The sequence below is a fragment of the Clostridium muellerianum genome (genome assembly GCF_012926525.1).
GTDB classification, from domain to species: Bacteria; Bacillota; Clostridia; order Clostridiales; family Clostridiaceae; genus Clostridium_AM; species Clostridium_AM muellerianum.
In genome coordinates this window covers 1-17,352 of sequence record NZ_JABBNI010000066.1, presented here as the reverse complement: position 1 = coordinate 17,352, position 17,352 = coordinate 1, and the positions used below count along the sequence as shown (strand labels likewise).

Sequence of the window (17,352 nt, the reverse complement as noted above, 5' to 3'; positions counted from 1 at the left end):
GACCTAAGACATTTTATATCTTAGGTCACTAACTTTAATTCTTAATGTATACTTTCTACTTCTTTTCTTTCTGGTTTTTTATTGCATATTTTTTGTCTTCTCTTTTCAAGTTCTTCTGTTATATCTTCTATTTTTATACCCTGTGCTGCCATTAAAACAACAATGTGATAAATCAAATCACTTATTTCATAAACTGTTTCCTCTTTACTATTATTTTTAGCTCCTATAATAACTTCTGATGCTTCTTCTCCTATTTTTTTTAGGATTTTATCTATTCCTTCTTTAAAAAGATAACTTGTGTAAGATCTTTCTATTGGGTTGTCTCTTCTAGCTTCTATAATTTCATAAAGTTGTTCTATTATGTTTTTTGATTCCATTTCAATTCCTCCTTAATAAATTATACTTTTAAATTGAAACATTTCTATAAAAACAGGTTCTCTTTCCTGTATGACAAGCAGGTCCTATTTGATTTACTTTTATAAGAAGAGTATCCTCATCACAATCCACATAAATAGCTTTTACATATTGATAATGCCCTGATGTTGCTCCTTTATTCCAAAATTCATTTCTAGATCTACTCCAAAACCAGGTTGTTCCTGTTTCAATAGTTTTTCTCAAAGATTCTTCATTCATATAAGCAAGCATAAGAACTTCATTGTTTTCAAAGTCTTGAACTATTGCAGGAACTAAACCATTGTTAAAACTTATTTTTTTTAAATTTACCTTATCCAAATTTTCCATACTGTTACCTCTTTGCTATAATAAATCTTTAGCTATTTATTTTTCTAGATACTTAATATTTTTTTAGAGGATAAACTAGTTTTCCAATGTAAGGAAGAAAACTCAACTTCATTGTCCTCTGAAAAAGTTGCTTCGCAATATGTGCGAAAGTTGAGTATCTTATAATCTAATCTCTTATTTCTATGTTTTTTTCCTTTAAATACTTTTTAACTTCCTTTATACTTAATTCTCTATAGTGAAAAAGTGAAGCTGCTAATGCTGCATCTGCTCCTGAATTTGCAAAGATTTCGTAAAAATGTTCTAAAGTACCACAACCTCCTGATGCTATTACAGGAATATTTACTGATTCTGTTATAGCTTTTGTAAGCTTTATATCGTATCCAGACTTTGTTCCATCGGTATTCATACTTGTTAAAAGTATTTCTCCAGCTCCAAGCCCTTCCGTCTTTTTAGCCCATTCTATAGCATCTAACCCTGTGTCTATTCTTCCTCCATTTATAACTACATTCCAACCGCTTTTATCTTCTCTCATTCTAGCATCTATGGCTACTACTACACATTGACTTCCAAATTTATCTGAAGCATCTTTTATAAGCTCTGGATTTCTTATTGCTGCTGAGTTCACAGATACTTTATCAGCACCAGCCCTTAAAATATTTTTAAAATCTTCTAGATCTTTTATACCGCCGCCAACTGTAAGGGGAATAAATACTTTTTCCGCTGTTTTTCTAACTACATCTATCATAGTTTTTCTTCCTTCATGGGTAGCAGTTATATCAAGAAATACAATTTCATCTGCGCCTTCCTTATTGTAGGCTTCTGCTATATCTACAGGATCTCCTACATCTTTTAAATTTACAAAGTTAACCCCTTTTACTACTCTGCCCATTTTTACATCTAGGCATGGTACTATTCTTTTTGTAAGCAAAATTCTCACCTCTTTTCATAAACATTAAACTTCATCTATAATTTCCTGGAATTTTTCAATAAAAAAATCCATTTCCTCATCTGATCCTATACTTACTCTCAAATAATTATTTATTTTTTCCTTATTGAAATATCTTACTAACACACTTTTTTCTCTTAACTTAATAAATAAATCATTAGCAGCATAATTCTTATGTGTTATAAAAATAAAATTGGCTTCAGAAGGTATTACATTAAATCCTAGAGAATTTAGTTTTTTTACAATTCTTTCTCTCGTTTTTATTATTTTTTCTACACATTGTTTAAAATAATCTTCATCTTTTATTGCTGCCATCGCCGCTGACGCTGCAACTCTATCTATGGTATAGGAATTAAAAGAATTTTTCACTCTATTTAATCCCTGTATAAGTTCTTTATTTCCCATAGCAAAACCTACACGAATTCCCGCCAGTGATCTTGATTTAGAAAGTGTTTGTATTACTAAAAGATTATCATAATCTTTTATAAGCTCTACCACTGAATCTCCACCAAAATCTATATACGCTTCATCAATTATAACTACCTTATTAGAATTACAATTTAAAATCTTTTTTATAGAATCTACATCAAGATACCTGCCTGTAGGTGCATTAGGATTTGGAATAACCACTCCTCCATTTTTTCCTATAAACTCGCTAATTGGTATTGAAAAATCTTCTTGTAATTTTGCAAGTCTATATTTTAAATTATATAAACCAGCATAAACTGGATAAAAACTATAGCTAATATCTGGGAAAACAATAGTTTCATTAGTATTAAAAAATGTTAAAAATGAAAAAGCTAAAACTTCATCAGAACCATTACCTATAAAAATTTCATCTTTATTCAAATTATAATACTCAGCAATAGTACTTCTAAGTTCATCACAATCAGGATCTGGATATAATCTCAAATCACCATTAGCTGCATTTTTTATTGCTTCTAATACTTTAGGTGATGGTGGATATGGACTTTCATTTGTATTCAATTTAATATATTTCTTGTCCTTAGGCTGCTCACCACACACATAAGGTTCTATACTTTTTGTAATCTCACTCCAATACTTACTCATAACTTAAATCTTCCTTCACTATTATTATTTTCTACAAACTTTCCCAAATTCAAAATTTAAACTTAATATAAGCATATTGCAATTTACAACTTGACAGGTTAAGAATTAATCTATTTACAAACCTTTATAGCTTCTTCTAGATCTATGTTTCCAGAATATATAGCCTTACCTGTAATTGCTCCATAAATCCCCATTTGATTTATGACTTTTAAATCCTCTATACTCTTAATTCCACCGGAGGCTATTATATTGCAACTTACACTGTTTTGTATTTTTTCTAATTGTTCTAAATTAGGTCCTTGAAGTGTTCCATCCTTACTTATATCAGTAAAGATAATAGTTTTAACGCCTATTCTTTCCATCTCTTTTGCAAAATCTATGTAATCTACACTACTTACATTCACCCAACCATCTACAGCTACTTTTTCATCTTTTGCATCTATTCCTACTGCTATTTTTTCTCCATACTTTTTAACTGCCTCAATTACTAGATTAGGATTATTTAAAGCTGCTGTACCCAATATAATTCTGCTTATTCCTCTGGTTAAAAGATAATCTATTTTTTCCATATTTCTTATTCCACCGCCAACTTCTATAGGCAATTTAACCTTATCTACTACATCTAAAATCTTATTTATATTCTTCATAGAACCTTTAACTGCTCCATCTAAATCCACCATGTGAATATATTCTGCATTGCATGTTTTAAATTCTAATGCTGTTTCCAAAACATCTTTAGCTACTATTTCAGAAGAATCCATTTTTCCTTGATATAATCTTACACATTTTCCATCCTTTAAATCTATAGCTGGAAGTATTATCACTAAAAACACCTCTTTCTAAGTTAAACTAGCAAAATTTTTAAGAATTTTTATGCCTACATCTCCACTTTTTTCAGGATGAAACTGTGTTCCAAACAAATTGCCTTGGCTTACAACTGCTGGTACATCTATTCCATACTTACTAGTAACATTTAATACGTCTTTATTTTCTATTTCTGCATAAAACGAATGAACAAAATACACATAACATTCCTCATCTATTCCTCTTAGAAGCTCACATGTTTTTTCTATTTTAAGACTATTCCATCCCATATGAGGTATTTTTATATTTCCATACATCTTTTTTATGGTTCCTTTAAAAAAACCTAAACCATCGCATTCTCTTACTTCTTCGCCTTTTGAAAATAAAAGCTGCATTCCAAGACATATGCCAAGAGTAGGTATTCCTTTATCTACAGCTTCTTTTAAAGCTTTATCTAATGATTTTTTTTTCAAATTTTCCATAGCATCTGGAAAAGCACCTACTCCTGGAAGAATAATACCATTACTATTTAGTATCTCCTCTGTATTTGAAGTTACTAAAGCTTTCTCTCCTATATATTCCAAAGCTTTTTGAACACTTCTTAAATTTCCCATTCCATAATCTATAATTGAAATCAATATATTCACACCTCTTTCACTATAAGCTGCCTTTTGTGGACATAACTCCTTTTATTCTTTCATCCCTTGTAACTGCTTCTTTTAATGCCTTTCCAAAAGCTTTAAATAAAGCTTCTATCATATGATGGCTATTTTTCCCATAAAATATTTTTTCATGAAGAGTTATGCCTGCATTAAAAGCCACTGCTCTAAAAAATTCTTCTACTAATTCCGTATCCATTTCTCCCACCTTATCTGAGCTAAATTCAGCATCAAACACTATATAAGGTCTTCCGCTTATATCCATAGAAACCATAGCTAATGCCTCATCCATGGGAAGAAATACTGTTCCATATCTTTTTATACCACTCTTGTCTTCTAAAGCCTTTTCTATGCATTTTCCAAGAGTTATACCTACATCTTCAATAGTATGATGGGGATCTACATAAAGATCTCCTTTTGCTTTTATCTTAACATCCATTAATCCATGCTTTGACATAAGACATAACATATGATCAAAAAATCCTATGCCCGTATCTATATCATATTTTCCACTTCCATCTAAATTTATCTCTATACTAATATCTGTTTCTGAAGTTTTTCTATCTATATGTGCTTCTCTCATACTATCACCTTCCATAACTCTTAACTTTTTAGGTTACTAACCTTCAACTTAATATTTTGTATTATGTTAATCTTCCATTCTTACCTTTATTGAATTTGCATGAGCCGTAAGTCCCTCAGTTTCAGCTAACTTTACAATTTTATCTCCAACATCTAATAAAGCTTCTTTTGAATAACGTATGAAACTGCTCTTTTTTACAAAATCGTCTACGGAAAGAGGTGAAAAAAATCTTGCAGTTCCGCTGGTTGGAAGTACGTGATTAGGTCCAGCTATATAATCACCTAAAGGTTCTGGTGAAAAATGTCCAAGAAATATAGATCCCGCATTTTTTATATCTCCTAAAGTTAGAAATGGATCTTTTATACATAGTTCTAAATGTTCTGGCGCTATATTATTTGATATTTCGATAGCTTGCTCCATATTATCTGTTAGTATAATAGCACCATAATTTTTAAGAGAATATAATACTATATCTTTACGACTTAATTTTTCTACCTGTATTTTTAATTGTTCTTTAACTTTTTTTGCCAGCTCCTTTGAAGTTGTTATTAATATGGAGGAGGCTAACTTATCATGCTCAGCTTGAGACATTAAATCTGCTGCTATATATTTTGCATTAGCACTTTCGTCTGCTATAACTAATATTTCACTAGGTCCTGCTATCATATCTATATCTACATTTCCATAAACACTTTTTTTAGCCATAGCTACATATATGTTTCCAGGTCCCACTATTTTATCAACTCTTTCTACTGTTTCTGTACCAAAAGCCATTGCAGCTATAGCCTGTGCTCCACCTATTTTATAAATTTTATCTACTCCAGCTATATCTGCTGCAACTAAAATATTAGGATTTATACTTCCATCTTTTAAAGGAGGAGTCACCATAGTTATATTACGAACCCCTGCTACTTTTGCTGGAATTGTATTCATAAGTACTGATGATGGATAAGCTGCAGTTCCTCCTGGTACATATACCCCAACTTTTTCCAATGGTCTTACTTGTTGTCCCAATACAACCTCCTTATCCTTTGTAATCATCCAAGAATTTCTTTTTTGTTTTTCATGAAAAAATTTTATATTCTCCACTGCTAAATTTATGGCATCTATAAATTCTTTTTCTACACTTTCATAAGCTTTTTCTATTTCTTCTTTAGTCACCAAAATATTTTTTACATTTACATTTTTACTATCAAACTTATTAGTATAAGAAATTAATGCTTTATCTCCATTTTCTTTTATATCTTTAAGAATAACTTGAACCTTTTGGGTTATTTCTTCATGCACTGCTTCTTCTCTATTTTGTAAGCCTTTTAAAAATTCCTTCCCTTCTTCTGTATTTCCATATATAGTATTTATAATACTCATGTTTATTACCTCCACTGCCATGATTTAAAAACATATAAAATGATATTTATTATTCCAATACTAATTCTCCTAGTTTCATTTCAGTTTGAACCAAATCTACTATTTCTTCTATTTCATTCTTCTTCATTTTCATACTAGCTATATTTACTACCAATCTTGCACTAATACTGCATATATCATCATATACAACTAATCCATTTTCCTTTAATGTATTTCCCGTTTCCACAATATCAACTATAGCATCTGCTAACCCTAGTATTGGAGCTAACTCCACGGAACCTTCTATTTTTATAATTTCTACATCCTGACCTATTTTTCTAAAATAATTTCTAGCTACATTAGGATATTTTGTAGCTATTTTTTTTCTATTATAACCTTCATAAAAATCTGAATTTTTAGGTCCTGCAACTGCAAACCTACACTTTCCAAATTTCAAATCCAATACTTCATAAAAACTCCTATTTTGCTCTAGTAAAGTATCCTTTCCAACTATACCCATGTCAACTACTCCATGTTCCACATAAGTTAAAACATCTGGAGCCTTTACTAAAACAAAATCTATATTAAATTTCTCATTATGAAATATTAACTTTCTACCTTTATTCATCAGCTCACTACAATCTATACCTGACTTATGGAATATATCTACAGCATATTTTTCAATTCTGCCCTTGGTTAAAGCTATTTTAATTGTTTTTCTATTTTCCATGTCAAAACGCTCCATTTCTATGCTCTATTCTAAATTCTATATTTTAATAAATTCCATTTCCTTTTCTCTTGCATATTTCTCAGCATCATTTTCAAAGTCAAATAAACTTAATTCTACAACAGCACCACTTTCTCTAAGTTTCAACGCTGCATCATAAGCTTTTTTAAAATTTTCATTTTTATAGTAAATTAGAATCCTTCTTAATGTATTTTCAGTAATTTGTCCACTATTTTCTAAAGCCCTTATAATGCTATCTACATTTACCGCAAAACCAGTAGCTTCCTGCTGCTGACCAAATTGTTTTATTAAATTATCATATCTTCCTCCACTGAGTATGTTTCCTCCAACCCCTTCTGCATATCCTCTAAAAATTATTCCTGTGTAATAATTCAAGTAATGCACCATTCCTAAATCTACAGATACATAACCGCCAAGCCCTGCATCTTTTATTATTTCATATACCACTTTTATATTATTTATGGCTTCTAACGCCTTCTGGTTGTCTATATAAGTACAAGCTACATCTAATATATCCATATTTCCAAACAACTTTGGTAATTCTTTTAAAATTTTTAATGTATTTTCATCCATACTATTTTTATTTCTATCTAAAAACTCACATAACGCTGTAAAATTTTTATTTTCTATATATACTCTAAGTTTTTCTTTTTCCTCATCGTTTATTAATACATCTTCTATAATAGCCTTAAAAAATTCGGCATGACCAAGCTCTATTTTAAAATCCTCTACTCCACAATTTATTAATGCTGTTATACCTGTGATTATAGCTTCCGCATCAGCCTTTAAACTTTTAACTCCAATAATCTCAATACCCGACTGAGTAATTTCACTATTCTTACCATTTAAGCTTTCGTTTACCCTATAAACATCTGATGTATAGCATAACCTTAGTGGATGAGTTACTTCTTTTAATTTTGTAGCTGCTATTCTTGCTATAGGAGTTGTCATATCCGGTCTAAGCACTAATATTCTTCCGTGATTATCAAAAAGCTTATACATTTTTTCCTGTGGAAGCGTATGATCTTCCCCGCTAAAAACATCATAAAATTCTAAAGTGGGAGACTTAACTTCTAAAAATCCGCTGTGTATATAAGTTTTTCTAAGTATACTTTCTATTGCTACTTTCCTTGAACATTCCTCAAATAACGTATCTTTTGTTCCTTCTGGAATATATCTTTTCCAACTTATCATATGTTTCACTTCCTTATTTTATCGCGTTATCAATTTAGTATGCTAAATCGTTAAAATAATATAACGTTATTGTAACAAGTTATAAAAAAAAAATCAATACCTAAAAAGTTAATTATTAATGATGTATTATAAATTAAATAGTGCACATAATAAAAAAATAATAATTTTATTAAATTTTTGGAGGTTTTAACAATGTTAACAGGTACAGTAAAATGGTTTAATGATGAAAAAGGATTTGGTTTTATATCAGGAGAAGATGGATCGGATGTATTTGTACATTATTCTGCTATAAAAGAGGACGGAAAAAGAAAGGATTTAAATGAGGGACAGCAAGTTCAATATGATGTAGTTAAAACACCAAAAGGACTTCAAGCTTCAAATGTTCAAAAAATGTAATTAATGAACTCCATTGTCAAAGGGATATTTTAGGTTAGTATCCCTTTAGTTTTTTATTATTATCTCTTTCTCAGTAACTTTGCTGCATTTAGTATTTAATTCTTTGCACTTCATACATCTTATCTGACCTTCTTCAACTTGTTCTTCTTAACATTGAAAAACAAATATAAATTTTATATACTATATTTAAATCTAGAATAAATTTTGGAGGTGTACATAATGGATAATAATGCTCAATGGGTGTTGGATGAAAAAGTTAAAAGAACTATACAAGCTCTCGAAAAAAATAATATGGAAGCCTGTTTTGTAAAAGACGAAAATGCTCTGTTAGATAAAATAAAGGAATTCGTTAAAGAAGGAGATACTGTATCCGTAGGGGGATCTATGACTCTTTTTGAAACAAATATTATTGATTTTCTAAGATGTGGTAACTTTAATTTTCTTGATAGATATGAAAACAATTTAACACCTGATGATATAAAAAATATTTTTAGAAAAACCTTTATGGCAGATGTATACTTTGCAAGCAGTAATGCTGTTACTGAACAAGGCGAATTATATAATGTAGATGGCAATGGTAATAGAGTTGCTGCTATGATTTATGGACCAGATAAAGTAATAGTAATTGTCGGTGTAAATAAAATTGTAAGCAATTTAGATGAAGCCATAAAACGTAATAAAAATTGTTCAGCTCCAGCTAATGCAAAAAGACTGAATAGAAATACACCTTGTGCTAAAGTGGGATATTGTGTGGATTGTAATAGCAATGAAAGAATATGTAATGACTATGTACTAATAAGAAGACAAGGCCAAAAAGGAAGAATAAAGGTTATAATAGTTGGAAAAGATTTAGGATATTAAAACTTGCAGGTTATCACAAATTTTTACTTTTGGGATAACCTTTTTTTATTTTCGTAACATAAGTTACAGAATGTTTTATTCAACTCTAATATAATGAAATCATAAAATCAAGGAAACACGTTTTAGGAGGAAAAAATAATGAAAAGAAAAATAGTTAGTATAGATGAAAAAAAATGCAATGGTTGCGGATTATGCATTGAAGGCTGTCATGAAGGTGCTATTGAACTTATAAATGGTAAAGCTAAATTAGTAAGCGATGAGTATTGCGATGGACTTGGAGATTGCCTTCCTCATTGTCCAACAGATGCAATAGAAATCATTGAAAGAGAAAGTAAAGAATATGATGAAGAAGCTGTAAAAAAGAGAATGGCAGAAAAAACAAAGGAAAAATCCACATCAAAATCACTTCCTTGCGGATGTCCAGGAACTATGGCTAAAAAAATTGAAAGAAAAACTCTAAATATTGCTAATAATATTGTTAAGATAAAAGAGGATAACTCGCAGTCAACTGTACAATCTCAATTATCTCAGTGGCCTGTTCAACTAAAATTGGTTAATCCTAATGCACAATATTTTAAAAATGCAAATCTCTTAATTGCTGCCGATTGTACTGCTTATGCTTATGCAAACTTTCATAATGATTTTATTAAAAACCACATAACAGTAATAGGATGTCCAAAGCTTGATGATAATGAATACTATAAAGAAAAGTTAGCGGAAATTATAAAAAATAATAATATTAAAAGCATAATTGTAGTAAGAATGGAAGTCCCATGCTGTGGAGGTATTGTAAGTGCTGTGAAAGGGGCAATGCTTGAAAGCCAAACTATAGTACCTTATAGGGAAGTTACAATTTCTACAGATGGAAATATAATATAACTCAACTTTCGCACATACAATTTTTGCTTAATAAAAGCATAATGCGATGCAAGTAACCGAAGAAACGTTAAGCTGTATTCCGGCTGATATATGTTGTGCAGGAACACTCGCTTCATTTAAGAAGTTCTAATGCCTGAGATATAAAAAAATGCCTACCTCCTCAAATGTGACCTCCTGTCACTTTCGGAGCTTTTGCCGTCCTGGCAAAAATTACGGCATTTTTCAATATCTCAAGCATAAGAACTTCTAAAATTTGCTCGAATGTTCCTGCACAACATATATCAGTCTTCATACAGCTTAACGTTTCTTCTTACTTCAGTCTATATATATACTATTATCCCTATTATACTAAAATGAATATTTTTTGAGTTATCTTTCTATCCTGAAGGCTTTCGCCTGAATTTTTAAGAGCTAAATTATAAAATTATCAATATTAATATATACAACTGAAGTTACTAGTTTTGATTTTAACTTTTATGTAGGGATATAGGATAAGCGTTTACTCACATTAGCTAAATTGTTTTCTTATTAGTCTTAGCGAGAAGTTAAGCCTTAGAACTTTAGCCTTGTTTGAGGGAACCGAGTTTGGCAAAGTTCTTAGGTTTTCATGAATTTTGAGCTTAGAATAATTAAAAACATTTAGCAGTTATGAAACACTTATTATATATCACGTAGTAAAAGTTAAAATACAAACTACTACCGCACTTCAATATCTTAGTTGTGCCGCATTATTTTTAAACTGCAAAAAGTATGACATAATGCTTTATAAAAATACAGTAGGCTTGTACCTATTTAAACATAAATTTACATAAAGAATATAAATTAAGTGATAAAGGTACTCCACTCATATCTATGTAATCCATACTATAATCGCCATCCCAAGGATAAATAGAAATAAATTTCTCGTTATAAACATTAACTACTAATTTATCTTTATTAAAGGTAAAAAACATTTTATATGCAGGCTTATCAGGCAAATCCTTAGGCTTTTGTATAAAATTGTTCTTATTTAATGATTTAAGCATATTTTTAACTACAAATTTGTTATCATTTTGAACTTCTTTTTCTTTGGACAAATTTGTATCTAAAATTATACATTTGTATGAAGCTTCTAATGTTAAATTTTTTGCTAATATATTTGTATAGTAAAAATTATTGGGCTTGTTTTTACTATATATAATATTACTCAAATTAAGATTGCATCCCATAAATAAAATGGCTATAATAAATGACATACTCAGGCAAAACCATACTTTTTTCAATATTATCACCTCTAAAACTAAATTATGTTAAAAACAGAACATTTATTACTAACATAATTGGTTTTATTAGATTAATTATAGGAGGCAAAAATTTAAATATGAAATATAAAATAATAGCGTCAGACATGGATGGAACTTTATTAGATGACAACAAAAACATATCAAATTATAATCTAACTATGATAAACAAAGCTATTTCCCTCGGTGTTAAATTTGTAATAGCTTCTGGAAGGGTTCCTGCTAGTTTAAAATTTTATCAAGAATCCATAGGTAAAAATCAACCTATGATTTGTGCTAATGGAGCTATAGTACTTGATCATAATAAAACCATAATTTACTCAAACCCTATTTCTAAAAATAACCTTATAAAGATTATAGATATTCTTCGCAAAGAAAAAGATACATATTTTCATTTTTATGATGGTGACGTTTTCTGCAGTGAACAGTTTAATTTCACTGGAAAAAATTTTTATGATTTTAATAGAAAAGTTGACAAAAAGTATAGAATGGAAATACGACTTATAAAAGATGCTAAAGATTATATACTAAAAAGCAATTCAAATATAGATAAAATAGTAGTAATGGATAACGATTTAGACTATTTAAATTATTTAAGAGATAAAGTAAATAATTTAAATGGAATTGAAACTACAAAATCAGAAATAAATAATATAGAAGTTCTGTGCAATGGAACTTCTAAAGGTAACGCATTAGAACTTTTAGCTAAACATTATGAAATACCTATAGATCAGTGCATTGCTGTAGGAAATGATGAAAATGATATAAGTATGATAAATGCTGCTGGTATGGGCATATCTATGTCTAATGGAAGAGACTGTTTAAAACATTGTGCAAATTATATAACAAACAAGGATAACAACAATGGAGGAATTGGTGAAATCATAGAAAAGTTCATATTAAATTTTTAAACTTAAACATCTAAATTGAAAGTGAAATAATTTCAATCCTAATTATGTTTCTAAAATAATTGCTAGTAACTATTTTTAGTTACTAGTTTTATTAAATTTTTCAGTTTTGAAAAATTTATTTTTGTTAATTAGCACAAATATTTTTGCTATAGAAGATACAAAAAATACTCCTACAGCTATAGTTCCTGCAATATAAAGAGTTTCAAGTCCTAACATTAAAGAGTCATTCATATTTCCTTGAACAGATTGAAGCATAGTATTATACATACCTGCTCCAGGCACTAGCGGTATAATTGCACCTATAATAAAAGTAGTAACAGGTGTTTTAATAACTCTAGCCATTATCTCACAATATAATGCAGATAATACTGAAGCTGCAAAAAAAGAAAAAATATTAGAAAGATGCATGTAAGAAGATGCTGTTAAGTAAACTAACCAACTTAATCCCCCTCCTATAGATGCAAAAATTAGCTTTTTACCTCTTATATTAGATAAAATACCAAAACAAAATGTAGCTATTAAAGTATATAAAGTATTTAATAACATATCTACACTCCTCCAAAATAATTAAACCACAGTTTAAGAACAACTCCTGTACCAGCAGCTATAGCTACAGCAATTAAAAATGCTTCTATTCCCCGTGAAATACCTGATATTAAATCACCAGCTATAGTATCTCTAATAGCATTAGTTATTGCAAGTCCAGGAACCAAAAGCATAATAGATCCTATTATTATCTTATCTGAGTTAGTAGCAATACCAAAGTGCACCATGCTTAAAGCTGTTACTGCAGTTAAAGCTCCACACAAAATATTTATAAAAAACTCATTAGTTTCTAATGAACTAAATTCTATAGATATTATTCTAATTAAACAACCTATTATAAAAGCTATTGAAAAATCTCTTATATTCCCTCCATAAACTAAAGTAAAAAATGCTGCAACCATACCAGAAAATACTACATTTACTTTATTACTATAAGGTTTCATAGAATCTATATTTTTTAATTTATCTTCTACAAACTCTAATGTATATCCTTTATTTCTTATGTTACGTGATATATCATTGACTCTAGATATTTTTTCTATATTTAAAGTCCTTTTTTTTATTCTTTTTACAACTGATATAGTTTGTTGATACTTTTGCTCAGCAGAAGCCATTATAACAGTAATAGTTACGAATGTATCCACTCCATATATACCGTAAGCACTGCATATTCTTACTATAGTTTCTTCTACTCTATAAATTTCTGCTCCATTTTCCAACATTATTTTACCAGCATAGGTTGCCACATTTATAATCCTATTAACATCCATATGATATATCTCCTTGATATTAATGACAAATTAGTTAATTACAAATTTTTATAGGATTATTATATCACAGAAACAATCATAGGAAATTAACAACTTGTATAAATATTTACAAAAACTTAACGAAATAGCTTATTGTAAAAATTTAAAATTAAACTTATAATTTTAATAATATATTTATGGAATTTTTAAGATATGGGGTCATTTATTATCTAATTTTCAATAAATACTATTAAAAATTGTATTTTATTACTAGAAGGGGGCAAACAAATGAATTTTAAAGAATTAGAAAAAACGGATAAGGCAGTTTTCGATGTTATTCAAAAAGAAGAAGAAAGGCAAGAAAATGGTATAGAACTTATAGCTTCAGAAAATTTTACTAGTAAATCTGTAATGGAAGCCATGGGATCATTTTTAACTAATAAATACGCAGAAGGATTACCTGGAAAAAGATATTATGGTGGATGTCATGTAGTTGATATAGTAGAGGATTTAGCAAGAGAAAGAATGAAAAAATTATTCAATGCTGAATATGCTAATGTTCAGCCGCATTCGGGTTCTCAAGCTAATATGGCTGTTTATATGAGTGTACTAGAACCAGGTGATACAGTGCTTGGTATGGATTTGACTCATGGGGGACATTTAACCCATGGTAGTAAGGCGAGTTTTTCAGGTAAACTTTATAATTTTATATCTTATGGAGTAAATCAAGAAACTGAAACAATAGACTATAATGAGCTTAAAAACTTAGCATTAAAACATAAACCTAAAATGATAGTATCTGGCGCTAGCGCATACCCAAGAGAAATAGATTTTAAAAAAATAAAAGATATATGCGATGAAGTAGGTGCTTATATGATGGTTGATATGGCTCATATTGCAGGTATAATAGCTGCAGGAAAACATATGTCACCAGTACCATATGCAGACTTTGTAACTACTACTACACATAAAACTTTAAGAGGACCAAGAGGAGGAGCTATACTTTGTAAAGAGAAATATGCAAAAGCTATAGATAAAACAGTTTTTCCTGGAGTACAAAGTGGACCTTTAATGCATGTAATAGCTGGTAAGGCTGTATGCTTTGGAGAAGCTCTTAAAGATGAATATAAAACATATATAGATCAAGTACTAAAAAATTGTAAAGTTCTTGGTGATGAACTTATTAAGTATGGATTTAGATTAGTTACTGGTGGAACTGATAACCATTTAATACTAATAGATTTAACGAATAAAAATATAACTGGAAAAGATGCTGAAAAACTCTTAGATGATGCAGGAATTACAGTTAACAAAAATACTATACCTTTTGAAAAATTAAGTCCTTTTGTAACTAGTGGATTAAGATTAGGAACTCCAGCTGTAACTACAAGAGGTTTCAAAGAAGAAGAAATGAAGAAAATAGCTTACTTCATAAATTATGTAATAGAAAATAGAGACAGTGATTTAAACGAAATAAAGAAACAGGTAAATGATTTGTGTGCTAAATATCCTATATACAAATAATTTTAAATTAAAAATAAGCTTAGACTTAGTTTATCAAGTGATTCTTAAATTCAGATGGAGTTTACTTATAAGAATAACTTTCTTCAAAGCATTGTAGCGATGGATAAACTATATTATGAAAAACAGTAATGTTACTTAATAACTAAAGTAGCATTACTGTTTTTTATAGTTAAAACACAAAATATTTTGAAAATTATTGCATATAATTTATTAATTACAAAAATACAGGGAGGTACACTATGATAAAAAGAGGTAGTTTAGTAGAAATTGAAGAAATAAGTTATAGTGATAACTATCCAAATATTAAGGTTTATATACGCGGAAGCTGTTTAAGTAATTGTAATATAGGAGAATTTGTGAATATAAAAACTATTACAGGTCATATTATGAGTGGTATTGTATCAACTCATAAGTTTCTTTATTATAATAACAAAAAAATTAAAAAAAATTTCAAAGAAATATTACTAATAAATTTAAAAAAATAAATCTTTATACTTACAAATGCTAATCTTTAATAACTAATATATATTTAGTATCATAAAAGTTGTTATTGACTAAGTAGGTAAATAAAGTATAATATTACTCAGTAGTAATTGTTAAAAATATCAAGTGATTCTTAGCCTTATGTGGTATTTTTTTATGATGAATACATGTTACATCTGAATATAAAAAATATTCAATGGCGTATGAGTAATTATAAGGAGTGTTATAGATGGTATAAATCTAATAATTTGTACTACTGAGTAAAGTTTTTATTATATGAATACTAATACATTAACTGTTTTATTCTAAAAAATCTTAAAACTTAAGAAATTTTTAATGATTTTTGTTATAAATAATTAATATATTTCATGTATAATTTTAGTTATAGTTTTGTTCAATTTAACTAAACTTATTTAGGAGTATATATCGACCTTTAAGTAAACTATAGATAAAACTCCTTTTTTAACTTAGAAAGGCGTGATAATAAAATGAATTTATTGAAAAAAAATTTAATTCCTTTAACTTTAATGTTATTAATCCCAATAGAAACTATCCTCTATGGGGTCCTCAATAATTCTTTAAGAGGAGTTCACTATCTTGTAACCCCTTTAGATAATTCTATACCTTTTTTAAAAATATTTATTATACCTTACTTATTATATTATCCTTTTATAGCATTTACCTTAATATATCTGTGCTTTTATTATAGAAAAGTTTATTATAAAACCATAGTTAGCTTATTTTTAGGTATGCTTATAAGCTATCTTGTGTATTTTATATTTCAAACTGCTACCCCAAGACCTCAACTGCATGGAAATGATCTTCTTACAAGCCTTGTAGTTTTTATATATAATCAGGACAACCCTTTTAATTGTTTCCCAAGTATACATGTTTTAACAAGCTACCTTATGATTAAAGGTATTATGAAAAGTGATGAAAAAAGTTTATTAATTAAGGCTTCTGTGTGGTTAGTAGGTTTATCAATAATATTGTCAACTCAATTTATTAAACAACATGTAATTCTAGACTTGGTTTCTGGCATACTATTAGCCGAAATTATCTATAAAATTGTAGATATAATTAATTCAGAAATGTGTCCTCTTTGGATAAAAAAATTATACTCTCTAGATTCAACAAAATGAAAATTTAAAATATTATTATTCTATCTATAATCAACTACATATATTTACAGTGTTTGGAATGTATAATTTATAAGAGAAGTCATTCAAAGACTTCTCTTATAAATTATACATATTTTTTATTAACATATAATTGTCAGCTTTCTTTAAAATTTTAACATTTCGGCAAATCAACTTTTTTCTAAATCTGTAATATCTACACTAAATTCTTTAGATGTATTTATATCTTTAACCTTTGCTGTATTACTTTGTTCATTAATAATTTCTATCCAAACAGGGCTTCCTTTATATTTTACTTCTATTACACCTAATGACTCAACAATCTCAATAGCTTTTTCTGTATCCATAAATATAGCTCCTCTGGATATCTCGTGTAGCCTAGGCTACACGAATTGAATTCATTTAATTTGTACATTGTTTATATGTAATCAATGTAACTTTATAACTTTTCATATAATTTACCTCTAAGAACTTCTAATTGATCTTTAAGT

21 protein-coding genes are annotated in these 17,352 nt (G+C 28.6%); 7 read left to right on the top strand and 14 right to left on the bottom strand.

Annotated elements, in window-relative coordinates:
* Positions 1-41: 41 nt before the first annotated feature.
* The 10 genes from hisE to HBE96_RS23610 all read right to left on the bottom strand — a co-directional run bounded on the left by hisE (position 42) and on the right by HBE96_RS23610 (position 8,093).
* On the bottom strand, positions 42-377 hold the full coding sequence (hisE, locus tag HBE96_RS23655) for a phosphoribosyl-ATP diphosphatase (RefSeq protein WP_169300176.1): 336 nt from the start codon (positions 375-377) through the stop codon (positions 42-44).
* Between the two features lie 28 nt (positions 378-405).
* Positions 406-741 carry a phosphoribosyl-AMP cyclohydrolase gene (gene hisI / locus HBE96_RS23650; protein ID WP_169300175.1) on the bottom strand — a complete coding sequence of 112 codons (336 nt, stop codon included), beginning with the start codon at positions 739-741 and terminating at the stop codon, positions 406-408.
* Positions 742-907: 166 nt separating this feature from the next.
* Complete coding sequence (gene hisF / locus HBE96_RS23645; RefSeq protein ID WP_169300174.1) at positions 908-1,669, bottom strand: imidazole glycerol phosphate synthase subunit HisF; 762 nt, start codon at positions 1,667-1,669, stop codon at positions 908-910.
* 24 nt (positions 1,670-1,693) lie between these two features.
* Positions 1,694-2,758 (bottom strand): histidinol-phosphate transaminase, encoded by a 1,065-nt coding sequence (hisC, locus tag HBE96_RS23640; RefSeq protein ID WP_169300173.1) that lies wholly within the window; start codon positions 2,756-2,758, stop codon positions 1,694-1,696.
* A 110-nt stretch (positions 2,759-2,868) separates the two neighbouring features.
* On the bottom strand, positions 2,869-3,582 hold the full coding sequence (gene hisA, locus HBE96_RS23635) for a 1-(5-phosphoribosyl)-5-[(5-phosphoribosylamino)methylideneamino]imidazole-4-carboxamide isomerase (RefSeq protein ID WP_169300398.1): 714 nt from the start codon (positions 3,580-3,582) through the stop codon (positions 2,869-2,871).
* Positions 3,583-3,597: 15 nt separating this feature from the next.
* Complete coding sequence (gene hisH / locus HBE96_RS23630) at positions 3,598-4,209, bottom strand: imidazole glycerol phosphate synthase subunit HisH (RefSeq protein ID WP_342590221.1); 612 nt, start codon at positions 4,207-4,209, stop codon at positions 3,598-3,600.
* 10 nt (positions 4,210-4,219) lie between these two features.
* Positions 4,220-4,804, bottom strand: coding sequence for an imidazoleglycerol-phosphate dehydratase HisB (hisB, locus tag HBE96_RS23625; RefSeq protein WP_169300171.1), 585 nt, complete (start codon positions 4,802-4,804; stop codon positions 4,220-4,222).
* Positions 4,805-4,870: 66 nt separating this feature from the next.
* Positions 4,871-6,172, bottom strand: a complete 1,302-nt coding sequence (gene hisD, locus HBE96_RS23620) for a histidinol dehydrogenase (RefSeq protein ID WP_169300170.1) — start codon at positions 6,170-6,172, stop codon at positions 4,871-4,873.
* A gap of 49 nt (positions 6,173-6,221) precedes the next feature.
* Positions 6,222-6,881: an ATP phosphoribosyltransferase gene (gene hisG / locus HBE96_RS23615; RefSeq protein ID WP_169300169.1), complete on the bottom strand. Its 660-nt coding sequence runs from the start codon at positions 6,879-6,881 to the stop codon at positions 6,222-6,224.
* Between the two features lie 36 nt (positions 6,882-6,917).
* The gene (locus HBE96_RS23610; protein WP_169300168.1) at positions 6,918-8,093 is read right to left on the bottom strand and encodes an ATP phosphoribosyltransferase regulatory subunit; all 1,176 of its coding nucleotides are present in this window, start codon (positions 8,091-8,093) and stop codon (positions 6,918-6,920) included.
* Positions 8,094-8,285: 192 nt separating this feature from the next.
* Between HBE96_RS23610 and HBE96_RS23605 the strand changes: the two genes are divergently transcribed.
* The 3 genes from HBE96_RS23605 to HBE96_RS23595 all read left to right on the top strand — a co-directional run bounded on the left by HBE96_RS23605 (position 8,286) and on the right by HBE96_RS23595 (position 10,229).
* Positions 8,286-8,489: a cold-shock protein gene (locus HBE96_RS23605; protein ID WP_169300167.1), complete on the top strand. Its 204-nt coding sequence runs from the start codon at positions 8,286-8,288 to the stop codon at positions 8,487-8,489.
* A gap of 219 nt (positions 8,490-8,708) precedes the next feature.
* On the top strand, positions 8,709-9,350 hold the full coding sequence (locus HBE96_RS23600; RefSeq protein ID WP_169300166.1) for a lactate utilization protein: 642 nt from the start codon (positions 8,709-8,711) through the stop codon (positions 9,348-9,350).
* Positions 9,351-9,488: 138 nt separating this feature from the next.
* Positions 9,489-10,229 carry an ATP-binding protein gene (locus HBE96_RS23595; protein ID WP_169300165.1) on the top strand — a complete coding sequence of 247 codons (741 nt, stop codon included), beginning with the start codon at positions 9,489-9,491 and terminating at the stop codon, positions 10,227-10,229.
* A gap of 788 nt (positions 10,230-11,017) precedes the next feature.
* Here HBE96_RS23595 and HBE96_RS23590 read toward each other — a convergent pair.
* Positions 11,018-11,464, bottom strand: a complete 447-nt coding sequence (locus HBE96_RS23590) for a DUF4883 family protein (RefSeq protein ID WP_243187053.1) — start codon at positions 11,462-11,464, stop codon at positions 11,018-11,020.
* Between the two features lie 125 nt (positions 11,465-11,589).
* Between HBE96_RS23590 and HBE96_RS23585 the strand changes: the two genes are divergently transcribed.
* Positions 11,590-12,420 carry a Cof-type HAD-IIB family hydrolase gene (locus HBE96_RS23585; RefSeq protein WP_169300163.1) on the top strand — a complete coding sequence of 277 codons (831 nt, stop codon included), beginning with the start codon at positions 11,590-11,592 and terminating at the stop codon, positions 12,418-12,420.
* Positions 12,421-12,495: 75 nt separating this feature from the next.
* Here the strand turns inward: HBE96_RS23585 and HBE96_RS23580 are convergent, their stop codons facing one another.
* Both HBE96_RS23580 and HBE96_RS23575 read right to left on the bottom strand, forming a co-directional pair.
* Positions 12,496-12,966 carry a threonine/serine exporter family protein gene (locus HBE96_RS23580; protein WP_169300162.1) on the bottom strand — a complete coding sequence of 157 codons (471 nt, stop codon included), beginning with the start codon at positions 12,964-12,966 and terminating at the stop codon, positions 12,496-12,498.
* 2 nt (positions 12,967-12,968) lie between these two features.
* Positions 12,969-13,736, bottom strand: coding sequence for a threonine/serine exporter family protein (locus HBE96_RS23575; protein ID WP_169300161.1), 768 nt, complete (start codon positions 13,734-13,736; stop codon positions 12,969-12,971).
* Between the two features lie 267 nt (positions 13,737-14,003).
* On the opposite strand from HBE96_RS23575, the gene glyA reads away from it, so the two are divergent.
* The 3 genes from glyA to HBE96_RS23560 all read left to right on the top strand — a co-directional run bounded on the left by glyA (position 14,004) and on the right by HBE96_RS23560 (position 16,864).
* Positions 14,004-15,239, top strand: a complete 1,236-nt coding sequence (glyA, locus tag HBE96_RS23570; RefSeq protein ID WP_169300159.1) for a serine hydroxymethyltransferase — start codon at positions 14,004-14,006, stop codon at positions 15,237-15,239.
* 239 nt (positions 15,240-15,478) lie between these two features.
* A complete protein-coding gene (locus tag HBE96_RS23565) occupies positions 15,479-15,724 on the top strand; it encodes a hypothetical protein (protein ID WP_169300158.1) in 246 nt (81 codons plus the stop codon).
* 486 nt (positions 15,725-16,210) lie between these two features.
* Entirely contained in the window at positions 16,211-16,864 is a 654-nt protein-coding gene (locus tag HBE96_RS23560) for a phosphatase PAP2 family protein (RefSeq protein WP_169300156.1), read from the top strand.
* A gap of 167 nt (positions 16,865-17,031) precedes the next feature.
* Here the strand turns inward: HBE96_RS23560 and HBE96_RS23555 are convergent, their stop codons facing one another.
* Positions 17,032-17,208 carry an H-type small acid-soluble spore protein gene (locus HBE96_RS23555; protein WP_169300155.1) on the bottom strand — a complete coding sequence of 59 codons (177 nt, stop codon included), beginning with the start codon at positions 17,206-17,208 and terminating at the stop codon, positions 17,032-17,034.
* Positions 17,209-17,352 lie beyond the last annotated feature (144 nt).

Bases quoted from the DNA above. Each gene is read 5' to 3' on its own strand.
- hisE (WP_169300176.1), bottom strand. From the start codon at position 377: ATGGAATCAAAAAACATAATAGAACAACTTTATGAAATTATAGAAGCT.
- hisI (WP_169300175.1), bottom strand. From the start codon at position 741: ATGGAAAATTTGGATAAGGTAAATTTAAAAAAAATAAGTTTTAACAAT.
- hisC (WP_169300173.1), bottom strand. From the start codon at position 2,758: ATGAGTAAGTATTGGAGTGAGATTACAAAAAGTATAGAACCTTATGTG.
- hisB (WP_169300171.1), bottom strand. From the start codon at position 4,804: ATGAGAGAAGCACATATAGATAGAAAAACTTCAGAAACAGATATTAGT.
- hisD (WP_169300170.1), bottom strand. From the start codon at position 6,172: ATGAGTATTATAAATACTATATATGGAAATACAGAAGAAGGGAAGGAA.
- hisG (WP_169300169.1), bottom strand. From the start codon at position 6,881: ATGGAAAATAGAAAAACAATTAAAATAGCTTTAACCAAGGGCAGAATT.
- HBE96_RS23610 (WP_169300168.1), bottom strand. From the start codon at position 8,093: ATGATAAGTTGGAAAAGATATATTCCAGAAGGAACAAAAGATACGTTA.
- HBE96_RS23605 (WP_169300167.1), top strand. From the start codon at position 8,286: ATGTTAACAGGTACAGTAAAATGGTTTAATGATGAAAAAGGATTTGGT.
- HBE96_RS23600 (WP_169300166.1), top strand. From the start codon at position 8,709: ATGGATAATAATGCTCAATGGGTGTTGGATGAAAAAGTTAAAAGAACT.
- HBE96_RS23595 (WP_169300165.1), top strand. From the start codon at position 9,489: ATGAAAAGAAAAATAGTTAGTATAGATGAAAAAAAATGCAATGGTTGC.
- HBE96_RS23590 (WP_243187053.1), bottom strand. From the start codon at position 11,464: ATGTCATTTATTATAGCCATTTTATTTATGGGATGCAATCTTAATTTG.
- HBE96_RS23585 (WP_169300163.1), top strand. From the start codon at position 11,590: ATGAAATATAAAATAATAGCGTCAGACATGGATGGAACTTTATTAGAT.
- HBE96_RS23580 (WP_169300162.1), bottom strand. From the start codon at position 12,966: ATGTTATTAAATACTTTATATACTTTAATAGCTACATTTTGTTTTGGT.
- HBE96_RS23575 (WP_169300161.1), bottom strand. From the start codon at position 13,736: ATGGATGTTAATAGGATTATAAATGTGGCAACCTATGCTGGTAAAATA.
- glyA (WP_169300159.1), top strand. From the start codon at position 14,004: ATGAATTTTAAAGAATTAGAAAAAACGGATAAGGCAGTTTTCGATGTT.
- HBE96_RS23565 (WP_169300158.1), top strand. From the start codon at position 15,479: ATGATAAAAAGAGGTAGTTTAGTAGAAATTGAAGAAATAAGTTATAGT.
- HBE96_RS23560 (WP_169300156.1), top strand. From the start codon at position 16,211: ATGAATTTATTGAAAAAAAATTTAATTCCTTTAACTTTAATGTTATTA.
- HBE96_RS23555 (WP_169300155.1), bottom strand. From the start codon at position 17,208: ATGGATACAGAAAAAGCTATTGAGATTGTTGAGTCATTAGGTGTAATA.